Source organism: Affinundibacterium seohonense (genome assembly GCF_014284305.1).
GTDB classification, from domain to species: Bacteria; Pseudomonadota; Gammaproteobacteria; order Burkholderiales; family Burkholderiaceae_D; genus Undibacterium; species Undibacterium seohonense.
Map to the genome: position 1 here is coordinate 1 of NZ_JACOFW010000028.1, position 22,102 is coordinate 22,102.

General features: G+C 45.7%; 19 protein-coding genes and 1 pseudogene. 13 read left to right on the forward strand and 7 right to left on the reverse strand.

Annotation, left to right across the window (positions count from 1 at the left end):
* Window positions 1-64: 64 nt before the first annotated feature.
* The 3 genes and pseudogenes from H8K52_RS17885 to H8K52_RS17895 all read right to left on the reverse strand — a co-directional run bounded on the left by H8K52_RS17885 (window position 65) and on the right by H8K52_RS17895 (window position 2,520).
* Window positions 65-757: pseudogene (locus H8K52_RS17885) on the reverse strand (IS6 family transposase).
* A 222-nt stretch (window positions 758-979) separates the two neighbouring features.
* Window positions 980-2,167, reverse strand: coding sequence for a type II toxin-antitoxin system HipA family toxin (locus H8K52_RS21655; RefSeq protein ID WP_222613829.1), 1,188 nt, complete (start codon window positions 2,165-2,167; stop codon window positions 980-982).
* 47 nt (window positions 2,168-2,214) lie between these two features.
* A complete protein-coding gene (locus H8K52_RS17895) occupies window positions 2,215-2,520 on the reverse strand; it encodes a helix-turn-helix domain-containing protein (RefSeq protein WP_186924280.1) in 306 nt (101 codons plus the stop codon).
* A gap of 258 nt (window positions 2,521-2,778) precedes the next feature.
* On the opposite strand from H8K52_RS17895, the gene H8K52_RS17900 reads away from it, so the two are divergent.
* The gene (locus H8K52_RS17900; RefSeq protein WP_186924281.1) at window positions 2,779-3,285 is read left to right on the forward strand and encodes a LytR/AlgR family response regulator transcription factor; all 507 of its coding nucleotides are present in this window, start codon (window positions 2,779-2,781) and stop codon (window positions 3,283-3,285) included.
* 166 nt (window positions 3,286-3,451) lie between these two features.
* On the opposite strand, the gene H8K52_RS17905 is transcribed toward H8K52_RS17900, so the two are convergent.
* A complete protein-coding gene (locus H8K52_RS17905; protein WP_186924282.1) occupies window positions 3,452-4,933 on the reverse strand; it encodes an amidohydrolase family protein in 1,482 nt (493 codons plus the stop codon).
* 145 nt (window positions 4,934-5,078) lie between these two features.
* Here H8K52_RS17905 and H8K52_RS17910 point away from each other — a divergent pair, with 145 nt between their 5' ends.
* The 7 genes from H8K52_RS17910 to H8K52_RS17940 all read left to right on the forward strand — a co-directional run bounded on the left by H8K52_RS17910 (window position 5,079) and on the right by H8K52_RS17940 (window position 10,696).
* On the forward strand, window positions 5,079-5,513 hold the full coding sequence (locus H8K52_RS17910) for an IS6 family transposase (RefSeq protein WP_343044247.1): 435 nt from the start codon (window positions 5,079-5,081) through the stop codon (window positions 5,511-5,513).
* A 251-nt stretch (window positions 5,514-5,764) separates the two neighbouring features.
* Window positions 5,765-6,136 carry a YajD family HNH nuclease gene (locus H8K52_RS17915; RefSeq protein WP_186924283.1) on the forward strand — a complete coding sequence of 124 codons (372 nt, stop codon included), beginning with the start codon at window positions 5,765-5,767 and terminating at the stop codon, window positions 6,134-6,136.
* 217 nt (window positions 6,137-6,353) lie between these two features.
* A complete protein-coding gene (locus H8K52_RS17920; RefSeq protein WP_186924284.1) occupies window positions 6,354-6,626 on the forward strand; it encodes a type II toxin-antitoxin system TacA family antitoxin in 273 nt (90 codons plus the stop codon).
* 36 nt (window positions 6,627-6,662) lie between these two features.
* Window positions 6,663-7,112, forward strand: a complete 450-nt coding sequence (locus tag H8K52_RS17925; protein WP_186924312.1) for a GNAT family N-acetyltransferase — start codon at window positions 6,663-6,665, stop codon at window positions 7,110-7,112.
* 437 nt (window positions 7,113-7,549) lie between these two features.
* A complete protein-coding gene (locus H8K52_RS17930; protein WP_222613831.1) occupies window positions 7,550-8,782 on the forward strand; it encodes an efflux RND transporter periplasmic adaptor subunit in 1,233 nt (410 codons plus the stop codon).
* Window positions 8,782-9,990, forward strand: coding sequence for an ABC transporter permease (locus H8K52_RS17935; protein WP_246464665.1), 1,209 nt, complete (start codon window positions 8,782-8,784; stop codon window positions 9,988-9,990). The genes H8K52_RS17930 and H8K52_RS17935 overlap by 1 nt, the downstream gene beginning before the upstream one ends.
* Window positions 9,983-10,696 (forward strand): ABC transporter ATP-binding protein, encoded by a 714-nt coding sequence (locus H8K52_RS17940; RefSeq protein WP_186924285.1) that lies wholly within the window; start codon window positions 9,983-9,985, stop codon window positions 10,694-10,696. Before H8K52_RS17935 ends, H8K52_RS17940 begins: the two co-directional genes overlap by 8 nt.
* Window positions 10,697-10,762: 66 nt before the next feature.
* Here the strand turns inward: H8K52_RS17940 and H8K52_RS17945 are convergent, their stop codons facing one another.
* Both H8K52_RS17945 and rtcR read right to left on the reverse strand, forming a co-directional pair.
* Window positions 10,763-11,455 carry an IS6 family transposase gene (locus H8K52_RS17945; RefSeq protein WP_186924315.1) on the reverse strand — a complete coding sequence of 231 codons (693 nt, stop codon included), beginning with the start codon at window positions 11,453-11,455 and terminating at the stop codon, window positions 10,763-10,765.
* A 576-nt stretch (window positions 11,456-12,031) separates the two neighbouring features.
* Window positions 12,032-13,639: an RNA repair transcriptional activator RtcR gene (gene rtcR, locus H8K52_RS17950; protein WP_186924286.1), complete on the reverse strand. Its 1,608-nt coding sequence runs from the start codon at window positions 13,637-13,639 to the stop codon at window positions 12,032-12,034.
* Window positions 13,640-13,867: 228 nt separating this feature from the next.
* Here rtcR and H8K52_RS17955 point away from each other — a divergent pair, with 228 nt between their 5' ends.
* The 4 genes from H8K52_RS17955 (at window position 13,868) to rtcA (ending at window position 18,426) form a co-directional block, all read left to right on the forward strand.
* Entirely contained in the window at window positions 13,868-15,421 is a 1,554-nt protein-coding gene (locus tag H8K52_RS17955; protein ID WP_186924287.1) for an RNA-binding protein, read from the forward strand.
* Window positions 15,422-15,460: 39 nt separating this feature from the next.
* Window positions 15,461-15,679, forward strand: coding sequence for a hypothetical protein (locus tag H8K52_RS17960; protein WP_186924288.1), 219 nt, complete (start codon window positions 15,461-15,463; stop codon window positions 15,677-15,679).
* 390 nt (window positions 15,680-16,069) lie between these two features.
* Window positions 16,070-17,305 (forward strand): RtcB family protein, encoded by a 1,236-nt coding sequence (locus H8K52_RS17965; protein ID WP_186924289.1) that lies wholly within the window; start codon window positions 16,070-16,072, stop codon window positions 17,303-17,305.
* An 86-nt stretch (window positions 17,306-17,391) separates the two neighbouring features.
* Entirely contained in the window at window positions 17,392-18,426 is a 1,035-nt protein-coding gene (rtcA, locus tag H8K52_RS17970; RefSeq protein ID WP_186924290.1) for an RNA 3'-terminal phosphate cyclase, read from the forward strand.
* A 100-nt stretch (window positions 18,427-18,526) separates the two neighbouring features.
* On the opposite strand, the gene H8K52_RS17975 is transcribed toward rtcA, so the two are convergent.
* Window positions 18,527-20,365: a hypothetical protein gene (locus tag H8K52_RS17975; RefSeq protein WP_222613832.1), complete on the reverse strand. Its 1,839-nt coding sequence runs from the start codon at window positions 20,363-20,365 to the stop codon at window positions 18,527-18,529.
* 48 nt (window positions 20,366-20,413) lie between these two features.
* On the opposite strand from H8K52_RS17975, the gene H8K52_RS17980 reads away from it, so the two are divergent.
* On the forward strand, window positions 20,414-22,090 hold the full coding sequence (locus tag H8K52_RS17980) for a Mu transposase C-terminal domain-containing protein (RefSeq protein ID WP_186924292.1): 1,677 nt from the start codon (window positions 20,414-20,416) through the stop codon (window positions 22,088-22,090).
* The last annotated feature ends 12 nt before the right edge of the window (window positions 22,091-22,102 follow it).

Genomic DNA, 22,102 nt, shown 5'->3' on the forward strand with positions numbered 1-22,102 from the left:
GGAGAATGGGTTCTGTCGCGTTAAAAACTGCAAGTCGAAATTTTGGCAGGATTTATATTCGTTCTCACACTGCACGGATTTGTCCTGCCAAAACATAAAATTGGTGGGCAAAAGACATCTCTTCTGAGCCAGCTAAATACGATTGACCTTTGCGAATCATGTGTATTAATTCGATGCCGGCCAGAACGCTTTTTGCGGCCTTAAATGACTTGAATCCAAGCATAGGTTTTGTCATTCGCTTCACCGCGCGATGGTCTTGTTCGACGATGTTGTTGAAGTATTTTACCTGATGAATGATCATCGGCATTTCCATAGAGTCATTGATTTGATCGATTGCAGCTTTGTTCGAACCACTCTTGTCCATCCTGACCTTTTCTGGAATACCGTTAACCTGAATTGCCTTGTCGAAGAAGCGCATGACAGCGCCTTTATCACGCTTCTCTGTCAATAGAAAGTCGATCGTTTTGCCTTCTTTATCAACCGCTCTATAAAGGTATTTCCAAACACCTTTGACTTTGATATATGTTTCATCCATACGCCAACTTGTCCCAACTGGACGCTTGTGTTGGCGAAATATCTTCTCTAAAATCGGCAGAAATCGGATCGACCAACGGTTAATGGATGAGTGATCGACAACGATACCTCTTTCCTCCATTATTTCTTCAATATGCCGATAACTTAATGGTTATGCTGCATACCAGCGAATATAAACTAAGATCACTTCTATTGGAAAGTGCAGCCGTTTAGTCTTATTCATTTCAACTCTATGATCATAGAACAGCAAAGGCTACACATAGCGCTATGATTCCTCACGTTAATGCGACAGAACCCATTTCGAACTCGATCACGATTTCGAGCACCCTCTTAAATAAAAAATTTCCGTCTCCAATGGCCCGCGGATGCTAACGAAATCAGAAGTCGCATTGCTGCGGAAGAGCAAGCAGGAAATAGCCGAACGGTTTAGGAAAAAACAGTAATTTTATCGCTGAAAATCTATGCATGAGCTCAAGATATGAATGTCTCGCTTGGTGACTCCGGAATCGGAAAATTCCTGCTGCCAGCGGGATATAACCGCTCGCACTTCTTCAATGATAGTGTTAGCTTCGTCTGGTTTTAGCAAAAACCGACCGCATTGTGATATTGCGTTCTTGGTTGTACTTGCAGCCCCTTGGGCTCCAACTCCAATAGATTGAGGTGTGGTAGCGGCAGCTGAGTGAGGAACTATATCGAATGCAGGAGATAAAACATAACGACCAGGCGACTCCATCAATAATGCATGGTTACGAAGATGATCATCAACGTTACCGATAAAAATGTTAAATATCATTCGCCTGTAAAGTTGATGACAATCTAGCTGTCCCAGTATATTGAATGGCCTCATAGCCTCTGCAATACCAGCATACGAGAACGTCGTAACGAGTTCTCGTTTATCGATACCGAGTGCAGAGGGAGCTAGCAGTGAGTGAGCACTGATGTAATGTTTCCGCGCTCCTCCTTTTGTTCTGTCAAAGCGTTCTATAAGGAATACTGGGCGATTAGCTATATTCCGAAGCTCGAAGTCTGGAGTATTTATTCCAGCCTTATGAGCGAGGCGCATTGTTGCATATTCGACTGACGGCACATCAAATACGTCATCTGGTCGAGAGAATTTCGCGATATATTCCATCCCTTCATGGACCACAACTGTTTTAGGTCGAAAACCGCCAAGACTACTGCCAGGTGCTAGCAAACGTATATCTTCTTCCGTCAACTTTGTATCTGGATTTATCGTCAATTCGTCGATGGTGATTTGAAGTTTCGCCGAAAGGTCTTCAAGTCGACACGCGATAACTCCTAAATTGGGTTTCTCTGTGTGGTGCTGCGAAAACCCAATGCAACCTGATCCATAGTGCCATGAGTGAAGGAACCATTCTATTGAATTGGCCGGTAACGGTTGATTATTGCGTTTCAATATACTTGCTGTGAGCTTTACTCCCCAAGCATTGGGGCCTGCATCGGAGAGGACTCCATACGAGCTATCTGGTTGTCGAGGCACTTCTTGTCGTTCTTTTGATAACTTTAGATGAATAGGATCAAGGGCAAATGCCCCTTCTTTGTCAACATAAAATCGTCCATAAGCAAAATGTCCGTTACCAATTTCATCTAAGCCAAAACTACCAACTGGCACAGGATTGTACGGATATCTGCAATCAAAGACAGTGCACGAGTCAATCATTAGAAATCCTGGTCTAGTACTGGTACGTTAATGACCCTCCGATGTTCTGGCGTGTCAGGTTGACTGAGCACAAGCTCAACATCCGCAAGTTCATTTAGTGCTTCAAGAACGCTCAGTAATACACCAATAGAAGCACCCAAGTCACCACGCTCTAAACGTCCCAGTGTGGTTCTGTGGATGCGACAGATGCGTTCCAAGTCCGAAAGACTTAGCTTCTGGGCCTTACGGGCTCGACGAAGCCGTTCTCCCAAGCGCCGCGCGCCTTCAGTCACTGAATTGGATGCAAATTGAGAATTTTGTCGCATATATACAATTTTTTAGTCAATTAGATGTATATATACATTCTACGCATGTTTCCATCTTATTTCCAATTAATTAAATATTAACTATCTCGTTATGATGCATATATACATCATAAATTAAAATGAAATGCATATAAGCGCCATTTTTTGCGCGCACTCAAATATCCTTAGGCTATCTTAGCCTAATTGAATACCAAGAGCACTTAGGTTTAACAACGTAAATCAGTCCAAGAAAATATCCGCACCCCCGGCTGGTCAAAGTTGAGTGCGCGCCAACATGCATTGGACGCTTTTGAATTAGGTGCGGTGAATTATCTAGTAAAGCCTTTACAGCGAGGGCGTTTATTGACGACCATCGAAAAATTGCAAGCTAAAGTTGGGAAAAGTGCCGGGGTCATTCCTGATACTGTTTGGGACAAAATAGTCCACATAAAATTAGAGACAAAATACTTGCGATGGATACAGGCATCTGTTGGTAATCTACTGAGGTTAATCACAATCGAAGAAATATTTATCTTTCAATCAGACGCAAAATGTACGCGTGTTGTTACAGCTCATCATGAGGCCTTCATTCGTAAGCCGATTAAAGAGTTAATCGATGAGCTTAATCCAGAAGACTTCATTCAAATAAGCCGTGGTGCTATCGTCAATCTGCGATGGATCGAATCGATATACAGAGAGGATGGCCATATGGAAGTCAGTCTTAAAGAGAAATCCGACCGGCTCTCTATGAGCTCCTGCTATCAAGCCGCATTTAAGCAAATGTAAACTCTCAAAGCATTTTGAGAATCGTTTTATGAGGGGAAGCCAAAACCTATTACCTTCTGGTTGTGCGAGGTTTTCGAGCTGTCGCTAGTGGATGGTTTAACTCCTTTTTTGAGGTTCTGAAAATCGCAACGAATGGTGCAACCCTAAGACGTACATCGTCCTTTGCCTATTTGACTTGACACATGGCTTGGCGGTCGACTCGAGTCAAATCCACGTTCGCCGCATTTGCGAGTTTCACATCATCAAACGTAAACCCGTACTTCGCTTTCACATCGACGCATAAGCCTTTATTGCCAGCAACCGCTAAACAATTACTCTGTATGTACTCTCCTTTCACTTTAGTGCGATCGGCAATTAAGAGCTGCCCGTTCATGATGACACTCAAAATATCGGCATTCGTTTTTTTATAAATCGCCTCGCTCCCTTCGGCACTAGCATCATCAACGACAATAATGTTGGCCAATTTACCGACAGAAATTGAACCAGCGATGTTGTTGATGCCTAATGAAACCGCAGCCTCCGATGTCGTCATTTTCCAAAGTTCATTACCACTCACAGGACGTGATGATTTTTGACTAGTGTATGAATGTGCACAGTTCATTTCCGCAAGTATGTTAAATGAGCCTGATGGTGACCAATCGGTGCCTAATGCCAATGAGACTTGCTGATCGATCAGTTTAATCGGGTCCAACGTGGTGCCATAGAGGGCTAAGTTTGAGCGTGGTGACCAGATGACGGACACTTGATTGTCCTTGATCGTTTTCGCGCCAACTATCTCTAGCGGAATCGCATGAATCATGGAGAATTTACGGCGAGGATCTGGAGAGTCTTTGATGAATTTGAAGTACGCCAAAATTTCACCTTCCGCCACACAGTTCGATCCTTCGCCAATATGCGGTACATAAGGGGAATTGAGAATTTTATCTTTTATACCGCCTACATTAGGAAGAGTACTTGAGCGGTCATCACAATAAGGTTTGAAAGCGGTGGCCATATTGTTTGTAAACGGAAATGTCGCAAGGTCAGCATTGAATTTGGCTTTCTCATCGCTGGAAATGTTGGTAAGCAAACCATCAAAATATCCGCTCCCAGCAATCACTGTCTCGCCAGCGAGAAGATGCCTTAACTCAATCCAGAATAAAATTTTGGGGTCTTGTGTGGACTTATCGTATTTCAGCGCGTATTTCCCATGCAAGCCCTTTTGCCACTCCTCACGGTGCAAATAATCAGGTAACAATATAGGATCGGGGTACTGATAGCTAAAACTCGTATGCTCGTGGGCATTGATAAAGCCTGGCGCGAAATAGGCGTTTTCACACTTTAAGATACCTGTGTTTGGATATTTAATCGCTAGTGAACTGCTTGTATTAATATCGACAATTTTATCATCCTGAATGTAGACAGACTGATCTTCGATCCGGAAGCTTTCGTTAAGCATTTTCCCCTCAATGACTAAGCCAGGAGAAGTGCCTTCACTAAATTGGCAACGATCAGTCGCAACAAGCTTTGTTGATAAAGAAGATGGTTGGATGTCAGAAGAGCTTACCTTGCTCGTTTCACGAATCGGTTGGCTTGAACAAGAGATCAATAGCAAAACTGAGAGGGAAACTACTATTGTTTTCGGTGTTAGGATCAGAGCCATAATCATGATACGTCTTTCTGAAAGTGTAATTAGAATTATTTAAATAGCACCACAAAAAGACAATACATCAAAGATAGTTTTCGGCGGATCTTTTCGTCTGCGGGGAACATATGGTATTGTCAAGTTAAGTTCATAAGGATGATGATAACGTATTAACTCATCAAAACCACAATATTATCGCCATCGATTTCCTGCCGAAATTATTAGCCGCTGCGTGTGGTTCTACTTTCGGTTCAGTTTAAGCTATCGAGATGTCGAAGAAATGATGGCTGAACGTGGTGTAACGGTCAGCTATGAAACCATTCGTGATTGGACGATAAAATTCGGTGGTCTGTACGCAAAACGTCTCGAATCAAAAGCCAAGAGACCGGGTGACTGCTGGCATTTAGATGAAGTTTTCCTGACTATCAACGGCACACGTCAATACCTTTGGCGCGCTGTTGATCAAGATGGTGAAGTCCTTGATACTCTGGTTCAACCCCGTCGAAATAAACACGCGGCGAAAAATTTTTTTCATAGACTACTGAAAAAATTGAAATACGTTCCTCGCCTCATTAAATACTGCGCCAACACCACAAGGTGTTAAACAGCGCAGTCATTTTTCCAGTTTTTGTTAATTTCAGTACACTGGAAAATCGCTCCAATACGCTTCTGGTTAAGGATGCCAAGAAATGTATGGGGTGAATATGCAAGCTGATTACTGGAAAATGTTGGGCGCCGTTTGACAACTAATGCTATGGAGGTTTACGTTAATGCGTTAAAACCCTATCTTTTGGGATGTGAACGCTTTTAGACGCTGATAATCGAAATACCGCGCATTGACTAAGGGAGTAACGTATGAGCACAAAGAAAATAGATACCGCCAAACTTGATAAAATCGTCGCTGAGGCTAACCGCAACTCTGCTGAGCGAGCACAAGGTTATCGTGAACGGTCGCTAAAAATGTATCCATGGATTTGCGGACGATGCATGCGCGAATTCAATCACAGTAATGTCTCGCAATTGACTGTGCATCATCGCAATCATAATCATGACGACAATCCAGCCGATGGCAGCAATTGGGAGTTACTATGTTTATATTGCCACGACAACGAACACTCTCGCTATCTTGAAGCTGATCAACAAGGCACTTCGGGTGAAAACAAAATGAAACATGCTACACATAACCCATTTGCGGCGTTGCAAACGTTGATGAAAAACAAACCGTAGATAAAAAGTCAAACCTCGTTTTTGTGACAAGCAAGCGGTTTTCCGTGTTGACACAAAATTAAACCCAGATTTTAGTTTTACGTACCCAGTTTAATCCTGCGACTGGTAGCTAACCTATCAACCAGCTTGCCGAACAACGAATAGTGCGTATTGACAACAGCTACACGTTTGGCTATTTTTTGTGTATCGATTGTGTATTCACTCAAAGGAGGAAAGCATGCGCGACGCCGCCATTAACATACGGGCATTGCCCGAACAGCGAGATTTGATTGATCGCGCTGCAACTTTGCTGGGCAAAAACCGTTCGGACTTTATGCTTGAGGCCGCCTGCGACAAAGCGCAGGCAGTGGTACTTGACCAAGTATTCTTCAACCTGGATGCCGCCAAGTTCCAGCAGTTCACTGCAATGCTTGACGCTCCGCCTCTTCAAAATCTAGGGCTTGAGCGTCTCATGGCAGTGGCGCCTCCTTGGGGCGCAGTCAAGGCATGAGCTTGCAACTCACCTCAGCCCCTCGCGGCCACCCAAATTTTGGATGAATTTAAGTGTGGCGAGGCCGTTCTAGATGAGTGGCTCAAGCGACGCGCAATGACCAACCAACTTAGCGGTGCCAGCCGTACATTTGTAGTGACGGATCAGGACAGCCGAGTTTTCGGTTATTACGCTATGGCCGCAGGAGCCGTCTCCCATCACATGGCAACCAGCTCTATGCGCAGGAATATGCCTGATCCAGTTCCGGTGATGGTGCTGGCTCGGCTGGCGGTTGATTATCGAGCGCAGGGTATCAAGCTCGGCGCATCCCTGCTGCAAGACGCCGTCAACCGGGCGGTGGTGGTTTCTCAGAACGCTGGTGTCCGAGCGTTGTTAGTGCATGCGCTTCACGACCGAGCCAAGGCGTTCTACGAACACTATGGTTTTCAGTCGTCGCCGTTACATCCGATGACGCTCATGCTGAGATTGAATACCGGCAAGCCATGAGCGGCCGCGTTTTGGAAGGCAAAATAAAACAAAAACTACAAAGTCAAAAGCCTCCGAACGGAGGCCTTGGTGCACTTAAAAGTTGAAGTCGATGGTCCCTCAACAAGAGTGGGACGAACCGGGTGCAAAGTTGGGTCGTCATTTTTAATGGTTTCACCTCGGTTTCCGATTTCATTCAAGGATGCTAGCGACTAAAAATTTTCCTGACGTAGACGGAAGCAGTTATACCTACACTTTTCCTATTAAAACAGAATTCTTGCAGACAAATTTACCAATCGAAAAAGAGTCGTAAATATGACTATTGAATTAGGGGAAGTCTAGTCCGACCAAATTGAAGATTCGGGGGAAAGCGCTACCAGAAAATAACGATCAAATGAGGCAAACAAATGTGTAAAGTTTTTTAATGATTGTAGGAAACAGGTTAAACTCAATGCATTATGTCTACATTAAGTCGGGCTATGAAATACTCACGTTATTTTTTTGTCGCTATCTGTTTAATCATCGGAATTTTTGCTTGGATCTTAATGCAGAAAGTGCGAGGACCTACCTTGCCCGGCTATCAAGTAATTGAGCAAACCTTGGTGCAAACTGTAGTCGCCACTGGTCGGATTGCCGCTGTATCACGTGCGCAAGTTAGTAGCCCGGTGACAGGCGTTATCCTTGAGCGGCGGGTAGGAGAAGGGGATTCGGTAAAACCTGGAAATGTATTAGCGATATTGCGTGCCGATGATCTCGAGGCTGGGTTGCGAGAGGCCGAGGCGGCCTTGACGCAGTTGCAACAAACATCGCGTCCGCAAGCACAAGCTAGTTTGCGTGAAGCACAATCAAGATTAGCTCAGGCAAGCCGCGAGGCGAATCGGCGTCGTGATCTGTTTCGGCAACGGATGATTACCAATGAATCGATGGAACAAGCAGTTCAAATCGAAACTGCTGCCCGCACTGCGTTCGAACAGGCACAATTCATTGCAAATTCGCTGGCAACTGGCAGCTCTGGAGAGACAGCGGCGCGTGCTCGTTTAGCCAATGCCAAAGCGCAATTAGCAAAGACGACCATTCGCGCTGAAGTCGATGGGACCGTATTAACTAGAAATGCAGAACCAGGGGATTTAGCACAACCTGGTCGTGTTCTCTTCGAAATCGCTCGCAGTGGTGATACAGAAGTATTGATGCCACTAGATGAAAAAAATCTAGAAGTGCTCGCGATCGGACAAGCCGCGACGTGCATTGCCGACGCGTTTCCTTCACGTCCATTTTCAGCAAAAGTAAGTTTCATTGCACCAGGTGTTGATGCGCAACGCGGGACTATCGACATTCGACTTAGTGTAACACCAGTACCGGATTTTGTACGGCAAGGGATGACTGTCTCGGTGAACGTGGAGACCGGGCGCCGCGATCGTGCGCTCGTTGTCACGAACGATGCGCTAAATCAGATAAATGGAGCGAACGCCAAACTATGGATAGTTGAAAATGGTCGCGCCGTACAGCGCAATGTGAAGCTCGGCTTACGTGGTTTAACCCAAACCGAAGTAACGACTGGTTTGCGTGCTCGTGATTGGGTTTTGACCACTGTACCAACGACATTGGTAGACGGGGATCGAGTTAGAGTCAAAGCAACAAGCTCTTCTGTCGACCCTGCGACGCGTAAAGAATTACCAGTAAAGCTGGACTAATGCCAATGTGGACTGAGTGGACCATCGCAACCAAGTTCCTGCGCGAAGGCAGGGCGCAGAGTACGCTGATTTTGATTGGCATCGCCGTCGGTGTTGCTGTAATCGTTTTTCTTACTGCCCTCATCACAGGACTACAAGGCAATATCATTCAACGTACCTTGGGTACCCAAGCCCATATTAAGATTCAACAAACGGAGGAACGTAATCGTATTCTCCCGCCACCCCAAGGCAGCACACAGTTATTGATCGAAACTAAACGTGCACAACGTCTTCGATCCATCAATAATTGGCAGCAGGTCCGTGATGTACTTGACCGACAACCACGCGTAACGGTCGTTTCGCCAGTTATCTCTGGTCCAGCGTTTGCGCGACGTGGCGAAGCACTGCAATCTGTCGCCTTGGTTGGCATTGATGCCTCTCGGTATTTGCGTATTATTCCGATCCAAGAGGATATCGTCTCAGGTGTTTTCCGAATTGGTGCTGGTGATGCAGTGATCGGTAAACAGTTGGCGACTGATCTCGGTATGCGTGTAGGCGACAAGCTTAGGCTAGATGGTGGACAAGGGCGTGATAGCGTGGTGAATGTTGCTGGCATCTTCGAACTTGGTGTACGTGAGTTGGATGCACGCTACGTTTACCTCGATATGAAGCAAGCGCAGTCCTTGCTTGACTTGCCGGGTGCTGCAACGATTATTGATGTGACAGTCGATGATATCTTCGAAGCACAAACGATTGCTGCGCGCATTGCTCGGCTTACTGGCTTAAAAGCAGAAAGTTGGATGGAAACGAACACTCAACTAATGAATGCCCTGCGTTCACAAAGTCTGTCGACGCAAATGATTAGTGTATTCGTCGCATTGAGCGTCGCACTTGGTATTGCAAGTGTACTGACCGTAAGCGTGGTGCAACGTACGCGCGAAATTGGAATCTTGCGTGCGATGGGCAGCACCAGGCAACAAATGTTGCGCGTTTTTTTGATTCAGGGGGCATTATTTGGCATGGCGGGTTCTCTACTCGGCGTGGTTGTCGGCTATGGGTTGGTTGGCGCATTCAACACCTTCGGGCCGAAGCTGTTTTATATACCAGTTGATCCTTGGCTGCCGGTTGCTGCGACTGCACTAGCGACGGTAACAGGCGTGCTTTCAGCTGCGGTACCAGCAAGGCGTGCCGCTGCGCTTGATCCTGTGGAGGCGATCCGTCATGTCTAAACTCGACGCTAACGAACAAATATTACGTCTTGAAGGTCTAAGAAAAAGTTATAACGTCGGAAAATCCACTGAGGCTGAGGTGTTGCATGGTCTTGATTTAATCTTACAACGCCGCGATTTCGCTTCTTTAGTAGGTGCATCCGGTTCAGGAAAAAGTTCACTTCTCAACATCATTGGCTTATTAGATCGACCGACTGCAGGCGAATTATATTTACTCGGTGAGGCAACAAGATCGATGGATGATGCGCGGCGTACCGCCTTACGAGGAAGCACCATCGGCTTCGTATTTCAGTTCCACCATTTAATTCAGGCATTTACAGCTTTAGAAAATGTATTAATGCCGTTGATGGTAGCCGGCGGAAAACCAACAAAAGATCAAATTGCGCGCGCGCGTAAGCTACTCGCCGAAGTCGGACTCGATGGCTTAGAACAACGCAAGCCCGACCAATTATCCGGAGGCCAACAACAACGCGTCGCCGTTGCTCGCGCATTGGTTACCAATCCAGCTCTATTGTTAGCTGATGAACCAACCGGTAATCTCGACACCAAATCCGCAGCCGAGGTATTTGCGCTATTTCGTAAGTTCAACAGAGAATCCGGCTGTGCAGTTTTACTAGTTACACACGATCCAAGATTATCTGAACAGTGCGACCGTACAATCAAATTAGTCGATGGCAATATCGAAAGTGATGTTGGAAGTAGATAGCGCCCAATAGGGTTTTGTCGCGTTAATAACTACAAGTCGAAATACTGGCAGGTCTTATATTCGCTCTCAAGCTGAATGGATTTGTCCTGCCAAAGCATAAAACTGGTCGGCAAAAGACATCTCTTCTGTGCCACCAAACATCAGCTGGCCTTTGCGAATCATGTGCATTAGTTCGATGCCAGCCAGGATGCTTGTCGCTGCGTGAAATGATTTGAAGCCAAGCATTGCTTTTGTTATTCGTTTCACTGCGCGGTGGTCTTGCTCGACGTTGTTGTTGAGGTATTTCACCTGGCGAATGAGCATCGGTACATCCATCGCATCATTGATTTCATCGATCGCTGATTTGTTTGCTCCGCTCTTGTCCATCGTCACTTTTTCTGGAATGCCGTTATCCTGCATCGCCTTGTCGAAGCAACGCATGACTGCTGCTTTATCACGCTTTGCAGTCAATAGAAAGTCAATTGTCTTACCTTCTTTATCGACTGCGCGATAAAGATATTTCCAAACACCTTTGACCTTAATATAGGTTTCATCCATACGCCAGCGTGTACCAACTTGTCGCTTATGTTGGCGAAATACTTTCTCTAATATCGGCAGAAATCGGATCGACCACCGGCTAATGGAGGAATGATCGACACAGACACCTCGCTCTTCCATCATTTCCTCAATTTGCCGATAGCTTAACGGGTATGCTGCATACCAACGGATACAAACTAAAATCACTTCTATCGGAAAGCGCAGTCGCTTCGTCGTTTGTATCTTTACCTGCGTATTTTGAAAACGCCAAAGTCTACACTGAGGCTACGATGCCTTATGTTAATGTTACACAACCCTACAACCGCCCTCCTGCACCTCATTCTTACCTGCGGTAAACCACGATGTGTACTGGACATTTGTCCTGGCTTAGGCGCCTTAAAACATGCAGTGTGTGATCTACAGCCAATTGCGCTAGCTCCTTTTGAATTTTGCTTAAACTATCTGTAGTAGATGGAAGCAATTATGCCAAAACATTGAATGGATGCTCTGCTATGGGTAGCACAATTTTTTAAGATAAATCTAAAATCAGGATTAAACTGGAAAAACATTCCCGCACAATCATGAGTAGTCCATTTTGCAGTGTCATTTCTTAGTTAAAGCGAGAGGGAAACCAAGATGCAACGTCAATATCGGAACGAATGGACTTCCACAGTTAATGCGAATGTAGGCGGCAGAACGCCAATGATACTTTGCTTGAAGGGAAATTGATTTGGGTTGAAAAGAATTTGACTCAAATTCAACCTGACAGACACCCTAGAAAAACTGGTAACTGTCAGATCGCGTATGAGCTAATACACCTTACTCCAAAAAGAGTGCATTCCATGAAAGGCTAAATTTAGCCAAGTATTTCTTCAACCTATCCGCATCATTTGGTTTTTCTTTATAATTACGCGAAGCGGCATACAATTTTCTCCCGGCATCGGAAATGGATTTCGAACCTTTACACACGCCTAATACGGCTTTGAGTTGCATCGCATCGAACAGGTCAAGATTGTCTAGTTCCTCTGGTGCCAGCACTTTACTTAATTCAATGCCTTCTGAGGTGTCATGTTGTTCGTAGTGTCGCCAGAGTTTTTTTAGCCGCAGAATTTCGTCCGAAACAACGGTGTCCGTTATGCGACCAGCGTCGGCAAGTGTGGCCATGCGCGTGATCGAAGCGGATAGGTCGCGAAAGTTGCCTTTCCATATTGCTTCAGGTGATACGGCAAAGCGCATATAGCGTTCACGCGCTTCTTTATTGAACCTCACCATTTGTCCTTGCTCTGCACTGAATTGCCCCAACAAATAATCGATGTTAGGTTCGACATCCTCTAAACGTTCTACAAGGCTGGGCAATTCATAGCTCCATAAATTAATTCGCGCATAGAGGTCTTCGCGAAATCGCCCCTGCATGACTTCTTTCGATAAATCACGATTGGTGCCTGCGATGAGCTGAAAATCACTTTGTACTTCATTGTCGCTGCCTACCGGCAGGAATCGTTTTTCTTCAATCGCCATCAACAGCATCGCCTGTTCATCTAGCCCCAATTCACCGATTTCATCGAGAAATAATAGGCCCTTATTGGCAGCACGCAAAAGCCCAGGGCGATCAGAAGCTGCACCGGTGAAGGCACCCTTGATATGGCCAAACAAAGTGGATGCCGCGCCATCCCCATGCATGGTCGCGCAATTGATCTCGACAAACTTTCCCTGTAGTTTGTGACGCGCTTTTTTCAATTCAAAAACGCGTTTAGCAAGAAATGATTTGCCAGCGCCGGTTGGTCCCATGAGCAGTATCGGTGCTTTGGATTTGATGGCGACACGCTCTATTTCATCAATCATGCTATTGAAGCGCGCATTGCGAGTCGAGATGCCGGACTTAAGAAAAGCAACCCCTTCTTCTTGTTCGCGAGAGAAGCGCTGAGCGATCTGATCGTATTTTGATAGGTCTAGGTCAATTAACGCGTAACTACCTGGATCGCCAATTATCTGACGGCGCGAAGGGGATGTTTGCAAAAGCCTGCCGGGAAAATAGAAGGCTTCCGTCAACAGGTACATACAAATTTGGACTACGTGTGTACCCGTCGTGATATGGATCCAGTATTCTTCATTGTCTGTATCGAAATGAAAATTTCTCGCAAAATCAAATAGGCAACTGTAGACCTCTTCAAAGTCCCATGGGTCGGACATCGCTAAATGGCTCACTTTGATCTTGGTTTCTGGCGAAACGGCGTTGATGTCTTTGCTTACCTGCTCCACCAATGCTTCATGCTTGCCGCTATAAAGCAATTCCAATCGGTCAACCATCATTTCTTCATGCTGCATTAAGGCGACCGTTGGGCGCCATTTCTCCCATCGCCCACTTCCCTTCCCGCTATCGAGTTGGGTGCCAACAAAGCCAATCACCACGATCTTCTTTGGTTTCATTTTGGATAAACTTTTCTAAAAAAAGATAATTTATCACTAAATGCGAATAATGCAAAGCGCTGACAAAGAAGTTTGGTAGTTACCTATGTCTTTATAAATCAATGAGTTATCTACTTCAAAAAGCTTAAGAGCCATTTCTGGCACGCTCATTGCAATACATAGAGCAAGAAGCAAGCACCTGTAACGAAAAGCAAACTCACTAAACACAATAATTAGATGGAAATGAAAATGGCTAATTCCCAATTGTTCCAAAGCATCAAGGGCAGATTTCTACCAAATGCCAACACTAATAATTTTGCAGGCGCACCGGCTTATGCACTAAGCAAACAGCAACAGTTAGCACAATACGCCGCAACAGGGTGTCTTAATGCGACTTTCTATGCGAGTGCTGAAGCGCAACTAGAAACAGTGATGCAGCTGTGCTCTGAACTAGACGCACAATTTATCGCGCAAACGGCCGTGTATTGCCGTGAACGCGGTTATATGAAGGATATGCCTGCGTTGTTGGTGGCGGCATTGGCGGTCAAAACGGCTCCTGAACTGCCTCGTACATTCAAGCGCGTGATCAATAACGGCAAGATGTTGCGCAACTTTGTGCAGATTATCCGCTCAGGTGCGACCGGTCGTAAATCGATGGGGAGCCGTCCTAAGAAATTAGTTCAGGCGTGGTTGAATTCTGCAACTGAGAAAGAATTATTGGCTGCAGCGGTAGGGAATAACCCATCGTTGGCAGACGTGGTGAAGATGGTCCATCCGAAACCGGTGGAAGCATGGCGTGAAGCGTTCTTCGCTTGGTTAATTGGTAAGCCTTGTAACGTCGCTGCTTTGCCTCCGTTAGTAACGGCATTCGAAGCGTACAAGCAAGATCGCACACAAGCAATACCAGAGGTGCCTTTTCAGATGCTGACGGCGATGGAATTGAACGACGCGGCTTGGGCAAAAATTGCATTACAAGGTGGATGGCAAATGGTAAGGATGAATTTGAATACGTTTGCGCGACAAGGTGTATTTGCTTTGCCTGGTATGACGGAAGCAATCGCAGCCAAGCTGAAAGATGCCGATGCGATTGCGAAGAGCAAGGTGTTCCCGTATCAGCTCATGGCGGCTTATTTGGCCTGTTCCAATGAAGTGCCTATTGAAATTCGTGAGGCATTGGAGGACGCGCTGGAAATAGCGTTAGTGAATATTCCTGAAATAGCTGGCAAGGTCGTGGTTTGCCCCGATGTTTCTGGTTCGATGCAATCTGCGGTGACGGGTAATCGTGGTTCAGCTTCATCGAAGATACGCTGTATCGATGTAGCCGCTTTGATTGCCGCTGCAGTCTTAAGAAAGAATCGTGATGCGATGCTGATTCCATTTGAAGTGGACGTTGTGGATTGTCGTATAAATCCGCGCGACACAGTGATGACCAATGCACAAAAGCTGGCATCGATCGGCGGCGGTGGAACGAATTGTAGTGCGCCGCTAGCGCAAATGAACAAAGCGAAGACCAATGCCGACCTGGTTATTTACGTCTCCGATAATGAGTCATGGATAGACGCGACGAGCCGCGGCGCAACAGCGACATTGCGAGAATGGGAAATTTTTAAGCAACGCAATCCGACAGCGAAATTGGTATGTATTAACGTGACGCCTAGTAAAACATCGCAAGTGGTCGAACGTGAAGACATCTTGAATATTGGTGGATTCTCGGATGATGTTTTTAAAATTATTGCCGCGTTTGCAGCAGATCAGTTGAATGCCATGTTTTGGGTGAACGAAATTAAGTCTATCAATATTTGAACGAGTCACTAGGGTGTGACAGGATCAATGGAGATTAAAATGAGTTGGTTAATTAGCGTTAGAAGTGCAAGTTTTGAGCAAAGTGTGAATGCTGGTGTGATTACATCCCTGAAATGTTCGATCACATCAACCCCTTGTCACACCATCGCTCAATTGGATGTCGTACCAAGAGGAAGCGGCAGAAACGCCGGGAAGAAATCCTATTCGCAAGCCGAACAGGTATGGCAACATGTTTTGTCCGACCTGGTAGGCTGTTAAGTGAAGTTTTGCACGAATGCTGGAAAGATTACATCTGGAAGTAGGTATCCTTTTTCGGAAGGCTGCTCAGAGGTTCGAATCCTCATTCTTTCCAACCCTTGTCGTGCTGTTGTTTATGTTTTCGGCGAATGCTGAAAGAAACTACATTTGTCCCTGGTTCGAGCCCAGGAAGTGCAAGCGATTGTCCTTTAGCTCAGTTGGTAGAGTCATGAGAAACGTTTCTTTTATTTTTGTCGCCACCCTTTTTGATGAATGCAGATGAAATTACATGGTAGAGCGCCGAAAGTTATTTCGGAGTCCCTGGTTCAAATCCGGGTTGGTGAAAATCAATAGCTTAGACGATATTTCATCGCCACTTGTCATCCCCTAATTTTTAAGAATGAGAATAATATGAAACACGAAGAATACGATGTCATGAATGTTGAAGGTGGAAGCCACGTAAAGATGTGGACCAAAGGCGTTCCTGTTGAAGATGCTGCAAAAAAACAATTGACCAATACGGCAAAAATGCCTTTCATTTACAAACATATTGCCGTGATGCCGGATGTGCATTTGGGTAAAGGGTCGACCATTGGTAGTGTGATACCGACGCTCGGTGCCATTATTCCTGCAGCAGTGGGTGTCGATATCGGATGTGGAATGATGGCCGCCAAAACCACGTTGACTGCCAATGATTTGCCAGATAACCTCGGACCATTAAGAAGCGCAATTGAACGTGCCATCCCGCATGGAATGTCGCCGAAAACCAGAGGATTTAAAGGGCGTGATAAAGGATCATGGGAGACGCCTCCAACGCCTGTCGATGCAGCTTGGTTGCAACTAAAAGATGAGTTCGATCTGGTATGCCTTAAGACGCCGAAGTTAAAGAACACCAATAACTACCGCCATTTGGGAACTTTGGGATCAGGTAACCATTTTATTGAGATCTGCCTGGATGAATTGAATTTTGTTTGGTTTATGTTGCACTCAGGATCAAGAGGTGTGGGGAATGCGATCGGAACCCATTTTATTGAACTGGCGAAGCAAGATATGCGTACACATTTTATCAATTTGCCTGATCAGGATTTGGCGTACCTGCCAGAGGGTACAAATCATTACGATGACTATGTGGAAGCCGTGTCATGGGCACAAAAGTTTGCGCGAATGAATCGCGAAGTGATGATGCAAAATTTGGTTGCCGCTGTGAGAACGATCATCACCAAACCATTTCAGACGCATGTTGAGGCAGTGAATTGTCATCATAACTATGTGCAGAAAGAACACCACTTCGGTAAAGATGTGTTGATTACGCGCAAAGGTGCGGTATCGGCGAAAGCAGGTGAACTTGGGATCATTCCAGGATCAATGGGTGCCAAGAGTTTCATTGTTCGCGGTAAAGGGAATGCTGATAGCTTCCATAGCTGTAGTCATGGTGCCGGTCGCACTATGAGTCGTACCCAAGCCAAGAAGCAGTTCACGATTGCTGATCAGGTCAAAGCGACCGAAGGTGTGGAATGTCGTAAAGATGCTGATGTGATTGATGAGATCCCAATGGCATACAAAGATATCGATGCCGTGATGGTGGCGCAGCGAGATTTGGTTGAAGTTGTGCATACATTAAAACAGATCGTCTGCGTGAAAGGGTAAACGATGCTTTGCGTACTCCCAAGGCACAATAATCCTTGGGAATCCTCGCAAAAAATTGGATAAGAATAAAAAAGAGAGAAACAAAAATGATAGAAATTGATGGTGCTTCAGGTGAAGGTGGTGGGCAGATTTTACGATCATCGCTCACTCTTTCCATGATTACTGGTCAACCATTTCGGATGACTAATATCAGAGCGAATCGGCCTAAACCAGGATTGATGCGTCAACATCTAGTGGCCGTGCAAGCAGCGGCACAAATCTGCGATGGCGAAATCGCCTCTGCAGCAGTTGGAGCGCAAACACTCGAATTTAGACCTGGAAAAATTAAGGGCGGCGAATATCAATTCGCAATTGGGACAGCGGGCAGCTGCACTTTGGTATTACAAACTTTGATACCTGCCTTACTGTACGCCGACGGCCCATCAACCATCCATATTACAGGCGGGACGCACAATATGATGGCGCCACCAGCCCATTTCTTGCAACGCTCGTATGGCCGTGTGTTGGCAGATATGGGGGCAACGCTGGATATCGAACTCCAGCGATTTGGATTCTATCCAGCGGGTGGCGGAGAAATTCAGGCACGTATAACGCCATGTGCAAAACTCAATGTGATTGAACTGATGGAGTCAGGTGAGCGTATTACTGGGTATGCAGAAAGTTTTATCGCCGGTGTTCCCGTCAGCGTCGCCAATCGTGAATTGGAATGTGTAGGGGCAGGAATGGGCTGGAATGAATCTCAGCTTTTCGTGCGCGGTCTTTCCAACGATCAAGGCCCAGGCAATGCTTTATTGATGACGCTAGAGCAGCGGAATGTGATTAACGTTTTCAGCGAGTTTGGCGAAAAAATGGTGCGTTCTGAAACAGTTGCTAGAAACTTGCTTACGCAGGTGCGACGCTTCATTATTTCTGGTGCCACTGTTGGAGAACATCTAGCAGATCAAATTATGCTGCCGTTCGCTTTGGCAGGTGGCGGGCGCTTTACAACCAATACAGTGACACAGCATGCAAAGACAAATGCAGCGGTTATCGGACAATTTTTGCCAGTTGATATTTCCTTTGACAAAAAGGATTCGTATTACGTTTGTAGTGTTCAACAAAAATCCGACTTACTAGGTTGATTTTTGATAAAACGATAAAGCGAATCCCGTTGAAATAGAGATTTGTATATTTATCCGATTCAATACTTTCTCGATGTCGTTTCAAACGCCTAATTGGTATTTATTTCATAGAAGCCGTGCCATCTCCATATTGATCCACAGCAGGATCTAGATTCTCCGGTGAATGGAGTATCGTGGGTCCTCTGGAGCATGCTTGGCGCGTTAGGTGGTGCGTCAATCCTTCTGATTGAACTGCAGGTGGAATTGTTGCATGCATTTCGCTTAGTAATTCTTCTGCCGCTTGTACGATCCATTCAACAGTACGGTACTTCGGAGAAACGATCTGAATGTTTTGCGAGTCTGTTTGATCGAAGAAGCCATGTTGCAGTTTATGTCTGACATAGGAAAGCGCTGTAATTCCAGGGATGGTACGTTTTTCCAAATAGGCCTGTTTGTCCTCTTCATCATATCGGACTACGCTATCTGGAAATTCGTACCCTTCTTCTTCGAGCAAGGCTTCACAAACGATATTTGCCAATAAAGGCCGAGCATCTTCATGTCCGACCTCAAAAAGCAGTATTTTCTTTAGCTTCTTCAATTCCTTTTGTTGTTCTGTATCTGTCTTTTGGATTGCGATACGCGGGAAGTACTCGTGAATGAACTGATTGGACGTTTTCATCAGTTCGACTCTGGTCAAATTTGGATGATTCTGTAAAAAACGATCATCCATATCCATCATCTTCCACGCATGATTGAGATCGTGAATAAGGAACTCAAGGGGAGATTGCCAGAATTCGTCGACGTACACTGGTTCGGTTGATACACCAATAAAATAGACAGGCGTACCGCGGATTTTCATGAGATCGGTCGCAGAAATATTATCAAAGGTAGGAATAACGATAACTTCCGGAAGCCGACGCATAAGTTCTTCATAGCGGTACCAATATTTTTTTTGAAAATGGGTGCTGAGGTTTTTCTCTGTACGACATGCCACATCAAAAAAGCCCACGGCTTCAAATAGGATACGTACTGTCGAGGCATAGGGACACATCGCGCCATTTTGTATCGTTATATGGTGGAGTTTGTGTGACAACTGATCGCGCATAGAGGCAAGCGCTGGATTCTTCTGGCAATTTTCTTCGATGGACGCAATCATCATCTGACTACGGAAATATTCAACGACCGGTAAGAGTTCTAAGATGGATGTATCTAAACTATCGTTATTTTTCCGGAAACGCACCCGAATTTCCTCATACATGTTCACGGGATTTTTTACCCATTCCCGAATCCATTCATGATGGGATATGCCTTGGGTTTTCGTGAAATTCTTTGCAATGAGTGCCGCAGCGATTTGTTTGTGGTGACCGAAAGCAAACGAGCCCTCCTTCGCATAGGGCGTCGTAATGACACTTTCAGGAAGCCACCTTCCTTCAACCTCTTCGGGATCAGCAATCTCAACGAGGAAACCGACGGTGTCGACAATATGGCGGGGATCAGATGGAACTGCAATGTCTTTAAGGTGATCTCGATAGGCGTGAGAAATCGTCCTATCCATGTAGATGCGTGCTTCATTTCCAGCTTCGCTTCTCACAAAATAGTATTTGCGTCCTTCGACTTCACAAATACCGTATTCGGGATTTACAGCACCTAATACCTTGCCGCCTGCAACTCGAAGTGCTGCAAATATATTGCCTGGAATACCGAGTTCGTTTTGCTCATCATCGTCCCGCACCAAACCGCCCGGCAGTGACATTCCTAGGGGGAAAGTACTTCGATCCAACGTCAAGAATTGTCGATGTCCATGCTCGAATATAGCGCTAATAATGATCGAATATTTGCTAACGCCATTTTCTCTTGAAAGGCTTACTGTATATAGGTTTCCTTTAATTCTGTTCGTCAGATTTGGAGTAGTATTCTCGCAACACGAGATGATCATTTTGCGCGAATATTCTGCTAACATCCAGAAAATGATCCAATACCCTGCTAATAAATTCTACGGAATTTTCACATGGTGCAGCGCAAAATCAACCACTCGAAAGTGATCTCTTCTACACAGGGATCGCTCAGTGATATTGAGCCTAAAAAATGGGAACGGATTGCGTTGATTGACGCGCTTGTTCGGCCGACACTGGAACAGGAATTTGGGAAAATTCAGGCGCAAGAAATCGCAGCAAGACTTCAAATTCACTGGACAACAGTGTATCGATATCGCCGGCGCTTATTGGATCTAGATCTTGCTTCTGCCGTGGTTGGTCGATCACCGGGATTCCCCACCGGTTCCACACGTTTGTCGGTAGCGCAAAAATCTATTGTTGATCAAGTAATTGAACGTCTATCTAGGAAGTTGAAAAAAATTCGCGTCGTTGATGTCTGTGACGAGGTCGCGCGACGCTGCCGAATCGATGGTATTTTGATGCCATCTCGCAGTTCTATTGACCGATGTCTGCGCCGCACGGTGCCCACACTTGTTATTCGGCGCAATGAAGAAACGGATCGTCAAATCACCGCGGCTGCGGGCAACTATTCGGTTAGTAAGGCGCTTGATGTAGTGCAAATCGATCACACGAAGTGCGATATTGACGTTGTTGATAATTTATATCGCCTTCCTATCGGACGGCCTTGGTTATCAGTGGCGATGGATATAGCGACCCGTGCAATTGTGGCGATTCTTGTCACCTTTGAGCCGCCTAGTGCTACGACCGTTGGTTTACTAATTAGTCGAATTGCTCACGACAAATCAACGTGGATCAAGTCACTTGGACTAGAAATAGATTGGCCCATGGCAGGTCTACCACGTAGTCTTCACTTGGACAATGCCACAGAGTTCCATAGTAAAGCGTTATCTCGAGGATGCACCCAATTCGGTATTGAACTTATTTATCGTCCGATTGGACGACCGCAATTCGGAGGTCATATTGAACGCGTCATTGGCACCTTGATGAATAAACTTAAGAGTCTTCCTGGTGCCACTGGCCATTCAGTGAAAAACCGTAAGCACTTCGCTCCAGAGAAAACCGCAGCATTAACGCTAAGTGAATTTGAACTTTGGCTCGCGCTTGAAATTGGTGAACGTTACCATCACACCGAGCACCATGGCCTTAAAGGAGGTACACCTTATGCCGCTTGGCAGGTTGCTGCACCTCTTGTGCGTCCAGTAAAACGGCCTAATGAAGTTTTTATTGCCTTTTTGCCTGCCATACGCCGTACTTTGCAGCGCAGCGGTATCTTGTTTAACCATATCCGTTATTGGAACCCTATCTTGACTCCATGGTTGGCACAAAAGACTGCTGTAACAGCACATTACGACCCGGCGAACTTATCAGTGTTGCATGTGGAGCTGCCTGATAAATCGATCATTACAGTCGGTTATGCCGATTTGCGCCACCCAGCTGTCGCACTGTGGGAAGTTGTGGCGACCTTGAAACATCTTCGTACTATTAATCGCGAAACCATCAATGAGGCGCGATTATTTAAAGCAATAAATGCACAACGCGCGATTATCGATGGAGCATTGAGTAAAACGCGAGCAGCGAGAAAGGCCACGGCAAGAAAGCAATCAGAACAAAGTTCTCGATCCAGTTTATCCGTGGAAAACAACGATAAGAAAAACGGAGTTAAAACGAGTGTCGATTACGGTACGCAAGCGCCAGATTATGCAGCAGAGTTATGGTCACACTTAAAGTGACAGAGTTGAATT